General features: G+C 71.1%; 14 protein-coding genes. 12 read left to right on the forward strand and 2 right to left on the reverse strand.

Annotated elements, in window-relative coordinates; genetic code table 11:
* Window positions 1-164 precede the first annotated feature (164 nt).
* Window positions 165-350 carry a 50S ribosomal protein L28 gene (gene rpmB, locus ABGB18_RS17145; protein ID WP_049556934.1) on the reverse strand — a complete coding sequence of 62 codons (186 nt, stop codon included), beginning with the start codon at window positions 348-350 and terminating at the stop codon, window positions 165-167.
* A gap of 198 nt (window positions 351-548) precedes the next feature.
* On the opposite strand from rpmB, the gene ABGB18_RS17150 reads away from it, so the two are divergent.
* From ABGB18_RS17150 to mutM, 8 genes are all read left to right on the forward strand, one after another.
* Window positions 549-1,316, forward strand: a complete 768-nt coding sequence (locus ABGB18_RS17150) for a DAK2 domain-containing protein (protein ID WP_347696493.1) — start codon at window positions 549-551, stop codon at window positions 1,314-1,316.
* A gap of 11 nt (window positions 1,317-1,327) precedes the next feature.
* On the forward strand, window positions 1,328-3,511 hold the full coding sequence (gene recG / locus ABGB18_RS17155; RefSeq protein WP_347696494.1) for an ATP-dependent DNA helicase RecG: 2,184 nt from the start codon (window positions 1,328-1,330) through the stop codon (window positions 3,509-3,511).
* 741 nt (window positions 3,512-4,252) lie between these two features.
* Window positions 4,253-4,819: a 16S rRNA (guanine(966)-N(2))-methyltransferase RsmD gene (rsmD, locus tag ABGB18_RS17160; RefSeq protein ID WP_347696495.1), complete on the forward strand. Its 567-nt coding sequence runs from the start codon at window positions 4,253-4,255 to the stop codon at window positions 4,817-4,819.
* Between the two features lie 14 nt (window positions 4,820-4,833).
* Entirely contained in the window at window positions 4,834-5,310 is a 477-nt protein-coding gene (coaD, locus tag ABGB18_RS17165) for a pantetheine-phosphate adenylyltransferase (protein ID WP_347696496.1), read from the forward strand.
* A gap of 112 nt (window positions 5,311-5,422) precedes the next feature.
* Complete coding sequence (locus ABGB18_RS17170) at window positions 5,423-5,974, forward strand: YceD family protein (protein ID WP_347696497.1); 552 nt, start codon at window positions 5,423-5,425, stop codon at window positions 5,972-5,974.
* Between the two features lies 1 nt (window position 5,975).
* The gene (rpmF, locus tag ABGB18_RS17175; protein ID WP_033409409.1) at window positions 5,976-6,155 is read left to right on the forward strand and encodes a 50S ribosomal protein L32; all 180 of its coding nucleotides are present in this window, start codon (window positions 5,976-5,978) and stop codon (window positions 6,153-6,155) included.
* A 289-nt stretch (window positions 6,156-6,444) separates the two neighbouring features.
* The gene (rnc, locus tag ABGB18_RS17180; protein ID WP_347696609.1) at window positions 6,445-7,164 is read left to right on the forward strand and encodes a ribonuclease III; all 720 of its coding nucleotides are present in this window, start codon (window positions 6,445-6,447) and stop codon (window positions 7,162-7,164) included.
* A 104-nt stretch (window positions 7,165-7,268) separates the two neighbouring features.
* The gene (mutM, locus tag ABGB18_RS17185; RefSeq protein ID WP_347696498.1) at window positions 7,269-8,114 is read left to right on the forward strand and encodes a bifunctional DNA-formamidopyrimidine glycosylase/DNA-(apurinic or apyrimidinic site) lyase; all 846 of its coding nucleotides are present in this window, start codon (window positions 7,269-7,271) and stop codon (window positions 8,112-8,114) included.
* Here the strand turns inward: mutM and ABGB18_RS17190 are convergent.
* Window positions 8,062-9,237, reverse strand: a complete 1,176-nt coding sequence (locus ABGB18_RS17190; protein WP_347696499.1) for an MFS transporter — start codon at window positions 9,235-9,237, stop codon at window positions 8,062-8,064. The genes mutM and ABGB18_RS17190 overlap by 53 nt on opposite strands.
* Window positions 9,238-9,327: 90 nt before the next feature.
* Between ABGB18_RS17190 and ABGB18_RS17195 the strand changes: the two genes are divergently transcribed.
* The 4 genes from ABGB18_RS17195 (at window position 9,328) to ABGB18_RS17210 (ending at window position 14,867) form a co-directional block, all read left to right on the forward strand.
* Window positions 9,328-10,230: a LysR family transcriptional regulator gene (locus ABGB18_RS17195; RefSeq protein WP_347696500.1), complete on the forward strand. Its 903-nt coding sequence runs from the start codon at window positions 9,328-9,330 to the stop codon at window positions 10,228-10,230.
* A gap of 18 nt (window positions 10,231-10,248) precedes the next feature.
* The gene (locus ABGB18_RS17200) at window positions 10,249-10,536 is read left to right on the forward strand and encodes an acylphosphatase (protein ID WP_347696501.1); all 288 of its coding nucleotides are present in this window, start codon (window positions 10,249-10,251) and stop codon (window positions 10,534-10,536) included.
* Window positions 10,537-10,726: 190 nt separating this feature from the next.
* The gene (locus ABGB18_RS17205) at window positions 10,727-10,921 is read left to right on the forward strand and encodes a hypothetical protein (RefSeq protein ID WP_090938435.1); all 195 of its coding nucleotides are present in this window, start codon (window positions 10,727-10,729) and stop codon (window positions 10,919-10,921) included.
* Between the two features lie 178 nt (window positions 10,922-11,099).
* Window positions 11,100-14,867 carry an AAA family ATPase gene (locus ABGB18_RS17210; protein ID WP_347696502.1) on the forward strand — a complete coding sequence of 1,256 codons (3,768 nt, stop codon included), beginning with the start codon at window positions 11,100-11,102 and terminating at the stop codon, window positions 14,865-14,867.
* Window positions 14,868-14,891: the final 24 nt, after the last annotated feature.

The following is a 14,891-nucleotide window of genomic DNA, read 5'->3' on the forward strand; positions in this document are numbered from 1 at the left end:
CCCGCGTGCCCGGCGATCATCCGCCGCCGGGCACATCCCCACGACGGGAGGCTGCCGCGCCGGGCCCGGATTTCGGCGGGCGCCCGGGACCGGGCGCCCGCCCCTTGAGCACGGCGAAAGCCCGCCACTCGGGAGGGAGCGGCGGGCTTTCGCGGAAGCGAGGACTAGCGGGTGACCTTGCCCGCCTTGATGCACGACGTGCACACGTTAAGCTTCTTCGGCGTGCCGCCGATGACCGCGCGGACCGTCTGGATGTTGGGGTTCCAACGACGGCGGGTGCGGCGGTGAGAGTGGGACACGTTGTTGCCGAAGGTCGGCCCCTTGCGGCAGACATCGCAGACGGAAGCCACGGTATCGCTCCTTATAACAGTCGATGTAGCCCTGTCCGCTGATGCTTTCCGGGCGGAGGGCATGCCGGGACAACCGGCCAGCCAGTCGAGAATATCCGATCCACCCGATGGGTGCGAACCAGAGCGCTGGACGTGAGCCCCGCGCGGGATATTCTCCTGCGACAACCGTAGCGCATGCGGAGAGGTCGGAGCGCGCAGATGAAGATCCTCGACCCGCCCTCGGTGCGCCGCCGGGCCCGCCTGGCGGCCGACGCGCTCGGCCGGGCCAGGTCGGAGATCGACGCGCTCAACGTGTTCCCGGTGGCCGACGGTGACACCGGCACCAACCTGCATCTGACCATGCTGGCCGCGGCCGAGGCCGTCGAGTCGCTGCCCGACGACGCGGACGCGGCCGTGGTCTGGCAGACCCTCTCCTACGGGGCCCTGGTCGGGGCCCGCGGCAACTCCGGGGTGATCGTCAGCCAGGCGTTACGCGGGCTCGCGGAGGTGCTGAAAGAGGGCCAGGACCTGCGGGCCGGGCTGCTGCGGGCCGCCGCGCCGGCCAGGGAGGCGGTGGCCAGGCCGGTCGAGGGTACGGTGCTCAGCGTCCTTGAGTCGGCGGCGCGGGCCGTACAGGACGTGGACGGAGACCTGTCCGAGGTGGCCCGGCAGGCGGCCGGGGAGGCGCGGGCCGCGTTGCGGCGTACCCCTGACCAACTGGAGGTGCTGGCCCGCAGCGGGGTCGTGGACGCGGGTGGCGCCGGCGCGGCGATCGTGCTGGAGACGCTGGCCGCCGTGATCACCGGCTCCTACACCGACCGTTACGAGGTGCCCGCGCCGACCGCGCGGGTGGCGCCGAGCTGGCCGCGATCAGGCAGGCGGGCGGCGAGGTCGCGGTCCTGCCCACGGCGAGCAGGGCGGCTACCCGCTGCTGATCGGTGTGGAGTGACGGGCCGGAACGGGATTCTTGTCGCCCTCAGGCGGTAGAACTTAATCCCGTGAGCCGTTTCGACGAGCCTCTGACGAAGGCGCTCGACCCCAAGACCGCGAAGCTGCTGCACGGCGTGCTCGACCTGGAGACGGTCGGTGACCTGCTGCGTCACTATCCGCGCCGCTACGCCGAGCGCGGCGAGCTGACCACGCTCGACGCGCTTGAGGCCGACGAGCACGTCACCGTGGTCGGCGAGGTGACCAGGCTCATGCGCAAACCCATGCGCAACCGCGGCGGCACCTGGCTGGAGGTCGAGATCGTCGACGGCAACGGCAACAAGCTCTACCTGTCGTTCTTCGGCAAGGGGTCCCACGTGGCCGAGTCGCGGCTCAAGCCGGGGCGGCGCGGGATGTTCGCCGGGAAGGTGGGGATGTTCGGCGCGCGCGGCCGTCCGCGCTGGCAGCTCGCGCATCCGGAGTTCGAGTTGTTCGAGGAGAACGAGGCGAGCGCGGAGGAGTTCGCTTCCGCGCCGGTGCCGATCTATCCGGCGGGTAAGGACGTCACGCCGTGGGCGATCAGGCGCGCGATCGGCGTCGTGCTCGACACGCTGGGGCCGCTGGACGATCCGCTCCCCGCCGCCCTGCGGGCCCGCCACGGCCTGCAGGACCTGGGTGACGCCCTGGAGGCCATCCACCGGCCGAAGGACTTCGCCGAGATGGGGCGGGCGCGCAAGCGGCTGAAGTTCGACGAGGCGTTCGTGCTGCAGGCCGTGCTGCTGCAGCGCCGCCAGGCCGCCACCGCCTGGCCCGCCTTGCCCCGGCCCCGGCGTGGCGACGGGATGCTGGCCGACTTCGACACGCGGCTGCCCTTCTCCCTGACGGAGGGGCAGGCGCAGGTCGGCGAGGAGATCGCCGACGACCTGGCGCGGGAGCACCCGATGCACCGGCTGCTGCAGGGCGAGGTCGGCGCGGGCAAGACGGTGGTGGCGCTGCGGGCGATGCTCCAGGTGGTGGACGCGGGCGGGCAGGCGGTGCTGCTGGCGCCCACGGAGGTGCTCGCCCAGCAGCACCACCGCTCGATCACCGGCATGCTGGGCGACCTGGCGCAGGGCGGGATGTTCGGGGGCACGGCGGTCACGCTGCTGACCGGCTCGATGGGCGCCGCCGCCCGCCGCTCGGCCCTGCTCGACGCCGCCTCCGGCACGGCCGGGATCGTCGTCGGCACGCACGCGCTGCTGCAGGAGCACGTGCAGTTCGCCGACCTGGGGCTGGTCGTGGTGGACGAGCAGCACCGCTTCGGGGTGGAGCAGCGTGACGCGCTGCGCGAGAAGGCGGGCGGGCGGCGGCCGCACGTCCTGGTCATGACCGCCACCCCGATCCCGCGCACGGTCGCCATGACGGTCTTCGGTGACCTGGAGGTCTCGACACTGTCCCAGCTCCCCTCGGGTCGTGCCCCCATCACCACCCACGTCGTCCCGGCCGCCGAGAAACCCCACTACCTGGAGCGCACCTGGCAGCGGGTGCGGGAGGAGGTGGCCCTCGGCCGGCAGGCTTACATCGTCTGCCCCCGCATCGGCGACCTGGAGGGCGACGAGGGGGACCTGGCGGTGGTGGCGGCCTCGCCGGACGACGAGCGCCGTCCCCCGCTCGCCGTCCTGGACGTGGCCGAGCTCCTGACCGAGGGTCCCTTCCACGACCTGCGCCTCGGGATCCTGCACGGCAAGCTTCCCCCGGAGGAGAAGGACGCCGTCATGCGCTCGTTCAGCCGGGGCGAGCTGGACGTCCTGGTGGCCACCACGGTCATCGAGGTGGGCGTCGACGTCCCCAACTCCTCCGTCATGATCATCATGGACGCCGACCGCTTCGGTGTCTCCCAGCTCCACCAGCTCCGCGGCCGCGTCGGCCGTGGCGGCCTGCCCGGCCTGTGCCTGCTGGTCTCGGACTTCCCCGAGGGCACCCCGGCGCGGGCCCGTCTGGACGCGGTGGCGGCGACCTTGGACGGCTTCAAGCTGTCCAGGGTGGACCTGGAGCAACGCCGGGAGGGCGACGTCCTGGGCGCGGCCCAGTCGGGCAAGCGCTCGTCCCTGAAACTGCTCCAGTTGCTCCGCGACGAGGACGTCATCGCCACGGCCCGCGACGAGGCCGCAGCCCTCCTCGCCGCGGACCCGGACCTGACCTCGCACCCGGGGTTGCGCGCCGAGATAGACCGCCTCCTGGCCGACGAACGAGCGGAATACCTGGAGAAGACCTGACCCGGGGGCTTTTTGGTCCTCGTGGGGGTGGTCGCGGTGCTTGGAGGGGGGGCTGCGCGGCCGCGGGCGAGGGCGTTCGGTCCTGCGTGGCGAGGGTTGCGGCAGGGGTTGGCGGTAGGCGGGCAGCTCCTCCACAGAGGAGCTGCGGTGGCGTGCCGCGCGGTCCCCAGGTCGCGGAAGGGGGGCTGTGCGGCCTGTGGTGGTTTGAGGTGTCGGGGGCGGGCCGATCGGCCCTCAGGGTGCGGCAGGCGGCGGCATGGCACGGGTTTGGGAGGCGCCGGGACGGCCGGGGAGGGAGTGCGGGGGTGTTCGGCGCAAAGGACGCTCCGGCGGGCGGGGAGCCACGGAGGTCGGTCAACGAAGCGCCGTAACGGCGGCCGGCCACGTGGCGGTCAGCGAGCGTCTTCCTGGAGGCGATCGACCACGTGCGGCGGGTGGCGGCCGGCTTGGCTCCGCCGTAACAGATGAAAGGGATTGTCGTAAAGGGGATAAAAGACCCAGCCGCGGGGACGGCCTCCCCCCGAATGCCGTCCCCGGCTGGGCCCACCCTCGGGTCAGGTGCCGAGGGAACCGGCGTGCGGAAGGGCTCACGATCACGCCGGTCGGCCTTCATGTGGGTCACCTCGAAGGCCGCAGAACTCATCATGCGGGTCGTCGGCCTCGATGTGAATCACCCTTGCGTTCTCAAGGCAGACACTTGTCCACTCTTGACCTGCGCGAACATGCGGAACAATGGGTCACATGACGCGGATCATCGCAGGCACAGCAGGTGGCAGGCGGTTGGCGGTGCCGCCGGGGCGGGGGACGCGGCCCACCAGCGACAGGGCCAGGGAAGGGATCTTCTTGACGCTCGACTCCCTCTATGGCCTGCGCGGCGCCCGCCTGCTGGACCTGTACGCCGGATCGGGCGCGATCGGGCTGGAGGCGTTGTCCAGGGGCGCCGAGGCGGCCCTGCTGGTCGAGTCCGATCCCAGGGCCGTTCGCACGATCAAGGACAACGTGCGCTCGCTGGCCCTCGACGGCGCCCAGGTGATCGCCGACAAGGTGGAGCGGGTGCTCGGCAAGACGCCCGACGAGCCGTACGACATCGTCTTCGCCGATCCCCCCTACGCCGTCCCCGACGGCGAGGTCGAGCGCGTCCTGGAGTTGCTGCGCGACAACGGCTGGCTGGTTGATGAGGCGTTGGTGGCATTCGAGAGGGAAAGCAGGGGAAAAGCCCTGATGTGGCCAGAAGGGTACGTTGAGGAGAGGGTCCGTCGTTATGGCGAAGCGTCCGTTTGGTACGGTCGCGCCGCCGGGAACCCGTAGACCTGGGAGGCGACTTGCGCCGCGTAGTCTGCCCGGGGTCATTCGACCCCATCACCAACGGCCATCTCGACATCATCGGGCGGTCCGCCCGGCTGTATGACGAGGTGGTCGTGGCCGTCCTCATCAACGTCGAAAAAAGCAGCCTGTTCACGGTGGACGAACGGATCGAGATCCTGCAGACCGTGACCAAGGAGTTCTCCAACGTCAAGGTGCGGAAGTTCCACGGCCTGCTGGTCGACTTCTGCCGGCAGAACGACATCCCCGCCATCGTCAAGGGCATCCGGGTCGTCAGCGACTTCGACTACGAACTGCAGATGGCGCAGCTCAACTACCGCCTGTCGGGAGTCGAGACGCTGTTCATGCCGACGAACCCGGAATACTCCTTCCTCTCCTCCAGCCGGGTGAAGGAGATCGCCAGGTACGGTGGTGACGTGTCGGGGCTCGTGCCGGATCTGGTGCACACGCTGCTGATCGAGCGGCTGAGGGGCTGATCGAGCGGCTGAGGGGCTGATCGAGCGGCTCAGCGGCCGAGCACGACCTGCTATCCTTTCATTTCGGCCTTGTACGACGGCGATCTTTTTCGCCATGCCTAGCGAGAGCAGGATGACTCAGCACCTCGACCCCCGCTCCCCTTGGGTGATATCCACTCATGATCTGGGAAAGCGGCCGGGCACGATGCGCCAGACGACTCTTTCTCTCCCGGCACCGGCGGACCTCGGCGTCGACATGGTCGGTGTCCCCAAGGATGCCGAAGTCGAGCTGGATCTCAGGCTCGAAGCAGTGATGGAAGGCGTGCTCGTCTCGGGCACGGCGCAGGCCCCGCTGGCCGGGGAGTGCGCGCGGTGCCTCGACCCGGTCACCTCGGACATCGAGGTGGACCTGCAGGAGCTGTTCTTCTACTCCGACGAGGACGCCTCCGACGAGGATTCGCTGCTCGACGGTGAGCTGCTCGACCTCGAGCCGACGTTCCGCGACGCGGTGGTGCTCGCACTGCCGTTGAGCCCCGTGTGCCGCGAGGACTGCGAGGGGCTCTGCACGGAGTGCGGGATCAAGCTGGCCGTGGCCGGCGACGATCACCGGCACGAGAAGATCGATGCCCGCTGGGCGTCGTTGCAAGGTCTGATTACCGACAAAGATAACGATCAGGAGAAGTGACGTGGCCGTCCCGAAGCGAAAGATGTCGCGGAGCAACACCCGCGCCCGTCGCTCCCAGTGGAAGACGACTGCTGTCGCCCTGGTGAGCTGCCCGCAGTGCCGTTCGCCCAAGCAGCCGCACATCGCGTGCCCCACGTGTGGCACCTACAACCGTCGTCAGGTCATCGAGCCGTCTGCCTGATCCGCTGACGGAGACCTGCGCGGTGGACTGCCGCACCACTCTTGTGCTTGGTTGAGAAGGTGGCGCAGGTTTCCCGTCAGTAGTTGACGTGATGCCGACCGGGTGCCATTGTGCCTCGGTCGGCGTTACCGTCTCAGGTGCGTGCGGCGGCGGTTCGCCCGCGGCCGTGGTGGACGCCGGGGCTTTATGCGGCACCCCGACGCCCACCACGTTTTCGGGCATCATTCGCGGCCGGCGCGCTATGTGAAGATGTCCGAGGAGGAAGCACGTGGGCGCAGGTCCAAAGCCGGTGGCCGTGGAGGTCGCCAGAGACGAGCTGGAGCGGGTCCTGGCGGTCGGCCTCGACCCCGACATTCTCGAGCGGGCGCTGACGCACCGCTCCTACGCGTACGAGAACGGCGGCCTGCCCACCAACGAGCGCCTGGAGTTCCTGGGCGACTCGGTGCTGGGCCTGGTGGTCACCGACACCCTCTACCGCAACCACCCCGACCTGCCCGAGGGGCAGCTCGCCAAGCTGCGCGCCGCGGTGGTCAACATGCGCGCGCTGGCCGACGTGGCCCGCAACCTGGGCCTGGGCCGGTTCCTGCGGCTGGGCAGGGGCGAGGAGGGCACCGGCGGGCGCGACAAGTCCTCCATCCTGGCCGACACGCTGGAGGCGCTGATCGGCGCGATCTACGTCGACAAGGGGCTGGACGAGGCGTTCCGGGTCGTGCACCTGCTGTTCGACCCGCTGATCGTGCGCTCGGCCTCGCTCGGCGCCGGGCTCGACTGGAAGACCTCCCTGCAGGAGCTCACCGCGTCCGAGGCGCTCGGCGTGCCGGAATACCACGTCGAGGAGAGCGGTCCCGATCACGCCAAGTCGTTCACGGCGATGGTGCGGGTCGGCGGCGAGTCCTACGGTTCGGGCACCGGGCGCAGCAAGAAGGAGGCCGAGCAGCAGGCGGCCGAGGCCGCCTGGACCCGCATCAGGGCCCGCAGGGAGCAGCGCGAGAGCCAGCCCGCGGGCTGAACGCCTCCGGCGGGTGACATCAAAGGGCCGGACCGCCGTGCGAGGGCCGGTCCGCGGGCGGCATCATCAGGGGTGCCGGGCCGGACATCGAGGGCGAGGTTGGGTTGCCTGAGCTGCCAGAGGTCGAGGTCGTCAGAAGGGGCCTCGCGCAGTGGGTCGTCGGCCGCGAGATCGCCGCGGCCGACGTGCTGCATCCCCGCGCCGTCAGGCGGCACATCCCCGGGGCCGACGAGTTCGCCGCGGGGCTGAAGGACCGCACGCTGCTGTCCGCCGAGCGCCGCGGCAAATACCTGTGGCTGCCCCTGTCGGGCGGCGACGAGGCGCTCATGGCTCATCTCGGGATGAGCGGCCAGTTGCTGATCGTCCAGCCGGACTCGCCGCTGGAGAAGCACCTGCGAGTCCGCATGCGGTTCGGGGACGGCGGCCACGACCTGCGCTTCGTCGACCAGCGTACGTTCGGGCACGTCATGCTCACCCCGCTGGTGGGCGGGGTCCCGGCGCCGATCTCGCACATCGCGCCCGACCCGTTCGAGGAGGCGTTCGACGACGCCGAGTTCGCCCGCAGGCTGAGGGCCAAACGCACCGAGATCAAGCGGGCGCTGCTCGACCAGTCGCTGATCAGCGGTGTCGGCAACATCTACGCCGACGAGGCGCTGTGGATCGCGAAGCTGCACTGGGCCCGCCCCACGGCGACGCTCACCCGCCCGAAGATCGCCGAGCTGCTGGCCGCCGTGCGCACCGTCATGACCGCCGCGCTCCAGCAGGGCGGCACGTCGTTCGACAGCCTGTACGTGAACGTCAACGGTGAGAGCGGCTACTTCGAACGCTCGCTGGAGGCCTACGGGCGGCGCGACCTGCCGTGCTCCCGCTGCGGCACCCCGATCAGGCGCGAGGAGTTCATGAACCGGTCCTCCTACTCCTGCCCCAAATGCCAGCGGCGACCGCGCTGACCAGCGTGAGCGCCGCCCCGGCCGGCATCACAGCGGAGATCGACACCCCGTCCACGATCCGGCCCCCGGCGAACGCGCCGAACGCCACGGAGAGGTTGAACGCGCTGACGAACAGCGCCGTGCCCATCTCGCCGCCGCCCTCCCGCATGATCCAGAGCTGTAGGGCCACGCCCACGCCGCCGTAGCCGAGGCCCCACACGATGAGCAGGGGCAGGGGCAGCCCGGTCAGCAACGGCAGCGCCGCCATGGCCATGGTCATGAGCACGGTCCGCGTGATCAGGACCCTCTTGGGGTTGCGCGCCGCCCTCGAGCCCGCGGTGAAGTTGCTCACGACGCCCGCGGCGCCGTACAGGAGGAGTGTGGTGCTGATCAGGGCGGGACCGGCGTGCGAGGCCTGCTCCAGGAACGGCTGGACGTAGGTGTAGGCGGCGAAATGCCCGGAAATGGTGAGGACGGTCAGCACCAGGACGAGCTTGAGTGGCCCGGAGAGCCACGTACGCCGCTCGCCCGAGCCCGGGTGACGGGCGGGAGCCTCCTCGCCCGGCAGGGGCGGCAGCGTCGCGGCCAGCACCGCGAGCAGGGCCACGGCCAGCACCCCCACGGCGACGAACGCGGTCCGCCATCCCGCGAACGAGGAGACGACCGTCGAGGCGGGCACCCCCAGCACGGTCGCCACCGACACCCCGGACAAGATGATCGACGTGGCGCGTCCGACGGAGGCCTGCGGCACCAGCCGTGCGCCGAGACCGGCGGCGAAGGCCCAGAACCCGCCGATGCTCACCCCGGTCAGCACGCGCGCGGCCAGCATGACCGGATAGCCGGGCGCGAGCGCGCCGGCCAGGTTGGCCACCGCCAGCAGCGCCATCAGCCCCAGCAGGGTGATCCGCCGGTCCAGCCGCCTGGTGGTGACCGCCAGTACGGGTGCCGCGACGGCGGCGACCGGGCCGGGCATCGTCATCATCAGCCCGGCGGTGCCGTCGGAGATGCCGAGGTCTGCGGCGATCGAGGTGAGCAGTCCGACGGGCAGCATCTCGCTGGTCACGATGGTGAAGGTGCCCACGGCGACGGAGAACACGGCGAGCCAGCGCGCCCGCGTAGTGGGGGAAATGTCGGTCAAAGTCATGGCAGTAAGCCTGTGCACGGCCACCTGCGGGAACAATGGCGAAGCTCGAAGGCTTGATTTAGGCAGGTTAAATGATCGGGAGGCCGTCAGATGGAGTTCAGGGAGCTGGAGTGCTTCGTCGTGCTCAGCGAGGAGCTGCACTTCGCCCGTACGGCCGAGCGCCTCTACCTGTCGCCCGGCCGGGTGAGCCAGCTCATGCGCTCGCTGGAGACCAGAATCGGCGGCCGGCTCTTCGAGCGCACCAGCAGGCACGTGCGCCTCACCCCGCTGGGCGAGCGTTTCCTTGCCGACCTGCGCCCCTCCTACGACGGTCTCGCGGCGGCGGTGGGCCGGGCCAGGGCGGCCGCCCGCGAGGTGACGGGCATGATCAGGGTCGGCTTCCTGGCCACGCCCACGGATGTCGTCACCGGCGCCGTGCGGGCCTTCGAGGACGTCCACCCGGGGTGCGAGGTGGAACTGGTGGAGATCCCGCTGTCCGACCCCTTCGGCAAGCTGCGGGCCGGTCAGGTGGACATCGCCTTTTCGCTGCTGCCGCTGGACGAACCGGACCTGGTGACGGGTGAGGGTCTGAACAGGGTCTCGTACCGGCTGGGGGTGTCCACGCGGCATCCGCTGGCGCGGCGGGAGAGCATCGGCGCCGAGGAGCTCGCCTCTGTAGGCCTGATCGGTCTGGACGGCCCCGCTCCGCGCGCCTGGCGGGAGCGGGTGGCACCGTCCGTAACCCCTTCCGGACAACCGATATCCAAGGCCGGTGCCGTGGCCACCAGTCAGGAGGGCCTGACCCAGGTGGCGCTCAATCGGGGCGGCATGCTGTTCTGCACCCCCACGGCGGTTCAGCACGGGCGCCCGGACGTCGCGTTCGTACCGGTCAAGGGCCTGCCGCCGTCGATTCTCGGGCTGGCGTGGGTCAGGGCGGCGGAGACGGCGGCGATCCGGGCGTTCAACGACTCGGCCGTCCGGCACGCGGCCGGTCTCCCGGCTCTGGTGGCGTGAGACGTAACGGGAGAGGAAATGCCGGAAAATTCGGAAAACGCCAGGATGACGGCCTGGGTACGGGGCAGAGTCCAGGGTGTGGGGTTCCGATGGTGGACCCGGGCCAGGGCCTTGGAGCTGGGACTGACAGGGTGGGCGCGAAACACCGAGGACGGCCGGGTCGAGGTGGTCGCCGAGGGCTCGCGCGAAGGGTGCGTCAAGCTGCTGGAGCTGCTCAGAGGTTGCGACACGCCGGGAAGGGTGGATGGAGTAGTGGAACGGTGGAGCGAACCCCGAGGTAGTTTGGGCGGGTTTGTGGAGAGGTAGCGCCTTCCGTTAAACCGCCCAAATAGGGTATAGTTGTATGTCGGGAGTGCCCATCAGTAGGGCTCAGCGGTTCGTTCGACTTGACCGCCCACACTGCCGGTGCGACTCTTGTTAGGTACCACGCGCACCCCTCCCGCGGAATAGAAGTGCGCGAACCAGTCTGGTCACTCAGCGTGGAGGACCCTTTACCATGGCGAAGGCTCTACTCGGCCACGTCGGCGGTCCTGACCCTCGAATGGTCTCGGAGATGCGCCGCCTGCAGCAGCGTATCCGGGACTTGGAGGCAGAACTCATCCGACTTCAGGCCACGAATGACGCTCTTGCGGCGCAAACCCGCGACGAGGCACTAAGCCGCATGCAGGAGCGCGAGCCGGCACTCACCTGAGAGTGATCGGAGCGCAAGACCCCAGGGACGTCTCGGTGAGGGGCGTCCCTCGCTATTTGCCCACTTCGCAAAACCTTCCTTTGCCCTGCTCGGCGTGGTCCGGCCTCGACGTGCCCGCGCCGGGCAGCCGGTACCAGTAGGCTTTTCCGAAGGTCTTCGGGCGGGAAGGGGGTCGCTGTTGTACTTGAAGACCCTCACCCTGCGCGGATTCAAGTCCTTCGCCTCGGCCACCGCCCTGCGTTTCGAGCCCGGCATCACCTGCGTCGTCGGCCCCAACGGCTCCGGCAAGTCCAACGTCGTCGACGCCCTAGCCTGGGTCATGGGCGAGCACAGCGCCAAGTCGCTGCGTGGCGGCAAGATGGAGGACGTCATCTTCGCCGGCACCTCCTCCAGGCCGCCGCTCGGGCGCGCCGAGGTGACGCTGACCATCGACAACTCCGACGGCGCGCTGCCGATCGACTACACCGAGGTCACGATCAGCCGGCTGATGTTCAGGTCCGGGCAGAGCGAATACGCGATCAACGGCGACACCTGCCGCCTGCTCGACATCCAGGAGCTGCTGTCCGACTCGGGCATCGGCCGCGAGATGCACGTGATCGTCGGTCAGGGCCAGCTCGACGCCGTGCTGCACGCGGGGCCCGAGGACCGCCGGGCGTTCATCGAAGAGGCCGCGGGCGTGCTCAAGCACCGCAAGCGCAAAGAGAAGGCGCTGCGCAAGCTCGACGCCATGCAGGCCAACCTGACCCGGGTCCAGGATCTCGCCACCGAGCTGCGCCGCCAGCTCAAGCCGCTGGGCAGGCAGGCCGAGATCGCCCGCAAGGCCGCCGTCATCCAGGCCGACCTGCGCGACGCCAGGCTCCGGCTGCTGGCCGACGACGTGTGCATCCTGCGCACCACGCTGGAGCGCGAGGCCGCCGACGAGGCCGCGATCACGGCCAGGCGCACCCAGGTCGAGACCGAGCTGGCCGAGGGCCAGCGGCGCGAGAGCGCGCTGGAGGCCGCCGAGGCCGAGGCGCAGCCGCGGCTGAGCGCGGCGCAGGAGACCTATTTCAGGCTCTCGTCCCTGCGCGAGCGCATCACCGGCCTGGAGCAGCTCGCCGCCGAGCGGCACCGGCACGCGCTCGACGCCGCCGCCATCGAGCGCCGCGGCCGCGACCCCGAAGACCTCGAACGCGAGGCCGCCGAGGTGCGCGAGCGCGAGCTGATCCTCAAGGCCGAGCTCGAACAGGCGCAGGAGCTGCTGGAGGCGGCGATAGAGCGGCGGACCGAGACCGAGTCCGAGCTGGGCGCCGAGGAGCGGCGGCTCGCGCTGGCCGCCAGGGCCGCCGCCGACCGCCGCGAGGGCCTGGCCAAGCTGCGCGGCCAGGTGGACTCCGTACGCAGCCGCTCCCGCGCCGCCGAGGAGGAGATCGGCCGGCTCCGGCAGGCCGTCGCCGGCGCGGCCGAGCGCGAGCGGCAGTCCCGGGAGGAGCTGGAGGAGGAGCGGCTGGCCGAGCCCGCCGTCGATCCCGCCCTCGCCGAGGAGCTGTCCACCGCGCAGGCCCTGGTCGAGGAGGCCAGGGCGGCCGCCGACGAGGCGCGTGCGGCGGCGGAGGAGGCCAAGTCGGATTTGGCGGGACCGCGTGCCGCGCTGCAGGCCGCCAAGGCGGCGATGAGCACGGCCCGCGCCGCCGACCAGGAGGCCCAGCGCGCGGTGGCGGCCCTGGCCGCCCGGCGCGACGCGCTGGAGCTGGGCCTGGCCAAGGGCGACGGCGGCGCGGCCCTGCTGGAGGTCGACCTGGACGGGGTGCTCGGCCCGCTCGCGGCCTCGATGCAGGTCACGCCGGGGGCCGAGCTGGCGGTGGCCGCCGTGCTGGGCCCCGTCGCCGAGGCGATCATGGTCAAGACCCTGGACACGGCCGTCGAGGGCCTCGACCTGCTGCGCGCCCGTGGTGCGGGCCGGGCGACGCTCCTGGTGGCGCTGGCGGGTGGCGCCGAGGACGAGGGTCATGGGGACGGCGGGCCGGGCGTCGACAGGGGCGTCGCGCCTGACGACAGGCCCACCGAGCGCCGCGTCGGCGGGGCCCGGCGCCCGCGTGCGGCGGCCCCCGAGGGCGGCCGGTGGGCGGCGGACCTGGTCACCGTCCCCGACCATCTGCGGCCCGCCCTGGACCACGTGCTGGCGGACGTCGCGGTGGTGGACGACCTGGAGGTCGCGCGGGGGCTGGTCGCACGCCGCCCGGATCTGCGGGTGGTCACCAAGCAGGGCGACCTGCTCGCCGCACACCTGGTCAGCGGCGGGTCCGAAGGTGGCGCATCCGTGCTCCAGGTGCGGGCCGCGCTCGACGAGGCCATCGCGGACCTGGAGGCGGCCGAGACCCGGGCCGGGGAGAACGCCGCGGCCCTGGAGGAGGCGGCCGCCCAGGAGCAGGCCGCGCAGACGGCCCTGGAGGCCGCGCAGGCCCACGTCAACGAGGCGCAGACCGCCGTCACCACCGCCCAGGCAGGGGTGAGCGCCGCCCAGGGGGCGCTCGACCAGGTCAGGAGCCGCCAGCGGGAGGCCGACCAGCGCACCGCCGCGGCCGCCAAGCGCCTGGCCCAGCTCGAAGCCGCCGCCAACGCCGCCCGCGACGAGGCCGAACGCCTGTCCGGCAGCGTGACCAAGGCCGAGGAGGCCCGCACGGAGGGTCAGGAGGAGCTGGCCGAGCTGGAGATCCGGCTGGCCGAGGCCGAATACGCCCAGGAGCTGGAGTCCGAGCCGACCACCGACCGCCGCGACGACCTGGCGAGCGACTGCGAGGCCGCCAGGCAGCGCGAGATGGACACCCGCCTCCAGGTGCGCACCGCCGAGGAGCGCGTGAAGGGCATCGAGGGCCGCGCCGACGGCCTCCTGCGGGCCGCCTCCCGCGAGCGCCAGGAACGCGCTCAGGCGGCCGCTCAGCGCGCCAGGCGCCGCCGGCAGGCCGCTGTCGCCGAGGCCGTCAGCAAGGGCGCCAAGCAGGTGCTCAGGGCGCTCGCGACGTCCATCGAGCTCGCCGCCAGGGAGCGCGACGAGGCCGACCTGGCCAGGGTCGCGGTGGACGCCGAGCTCAAGCAGGTACGCCTGCGCGTCCGCGAGCTCGGCCAGGAGCTGGACAAACTGGTCAACCGCGTGCACGGGAGCGAGGTCGCCCGCACCGAGCAGCGGCTGCGGCTGGAGCAGTTGGAGCAGCGGGCCCTGGAGGAGTTCGGGGTCGAGGTCGAGGCCCTGATCTCCGAATACGGCCCCGACGCCCCCGTGCCGGGCGACCCGCCCATCCCCTTCGTGCGCGAGGAGCAGGAAAAGCGGGCCAGGGCCGCCGAACGCCAGATGAACCAGCTGGGCAAGGTCAACCCGCTGGCGCTGGAGGAGTTCGCGGCGCTGGAGGAGCGGCACGCGTTCCTCAACTCGCAGCTGGAGGACCTCAAGAAGACCCGGCGCGACCTGCTGACCGTGGTCAAGGAGGTGGACGACCGGGTCGAGCAGATGTTCGCCTCGGCCTACGAGGACGTGGCCCGCGAGTTCGAGCAGATCTTCACCAGGGTCTTCCCCGGCGGCGACGGCCGGCTGGTGCTCACCGAGCCCGCCGACATGCTGACCACCGGCATCGAGGTCGAGGCCAGGCCGCCGGGCAAGAAGGTCAAGCGGCTGTCGCTGCTGTCGGGTGGCGAGCGCTCGCTGACCGCGGTGGCGTTCCTGATCTCCATCTTCAAGGCGCGGCCGTCGCCGTTCTACGTGATGGACGAGGTCGAGGCGGCGCTCGACGACACGAACACGCAGCGGCTGCTGACCTTGTTCGAGGAGCTGCGGCAGAGCTCGCAGCTCATCGTGATCACCCACAACAAGCGCACGATGGAGATCGCCGACGCGCTCTACGGCGTGTCGATGCGCGGTGACGGGGTGACACAGGTGGTCAGCCAGCGGTTGCGGGAGCGCGAGTCCGCCTGATCGGCCCGTGTCTGCGGGATGCGA

Source organism: Nonomuraea sp. B12E4 (assembly GCF_039871825.1).
Taxonomy (GTDB): domain Bacteria; phylum Actinomycetota; class Actinomycetes; order Streptosporangiales; family Streptosporangiaceae; genus Nonomuraea.

Coding starts and splice junctions, on each gene's coding strand:
- rsmD (WP_347696495.1), top strand. CDS start 4,253: ATGACGCGGATCATCGCAGGCACAGCAGGTGGCAGGCGGTTGGCGGTG.
- ABGB18_RS17205 (WP_090938435.1), top strand. CDS start 10,727: ATGGCGAAGGCTCTACTCGGCCACGTCGGCGGTCCTGACCCTCGAATG.
- ABGB18_RS17195 (WP_347696500.1), top strand. CDS start 9,328: ATGGAGTTCAGGGAGCTGGAGTGCTTCGTCGTGCTCAGCGAGGAGCTG.
- ABGB18_RS17200 (WP_347696501.1), top strand. CDS start 10,249: ATGCCGGAAAATTCGGAAAACGCCAGGATGACGGCCTGGGTACGGGGC.
- ABGB18_RS17190 (WP_347696499.1), bottom strand. CDS start 9,237: ATGACTTTGACCGACATTTCCCCCACTACGCGGGCGCGCTGGCTCGCC.
- ABGB18_RS17170 (WP_347696497.1), top strand. CDS start 5,423: ATGACTCAGCACCTCGACCCCCGCTCCCCTTGGGTGATATCCACTCAT.
- ABGB18_RS17150 (WP_347696493.1), top strand. CDS start 549: ATGAAGATCCTCGACCCGCCCTCGGTGCGCCGCCGGGCCCGCCTGGCG.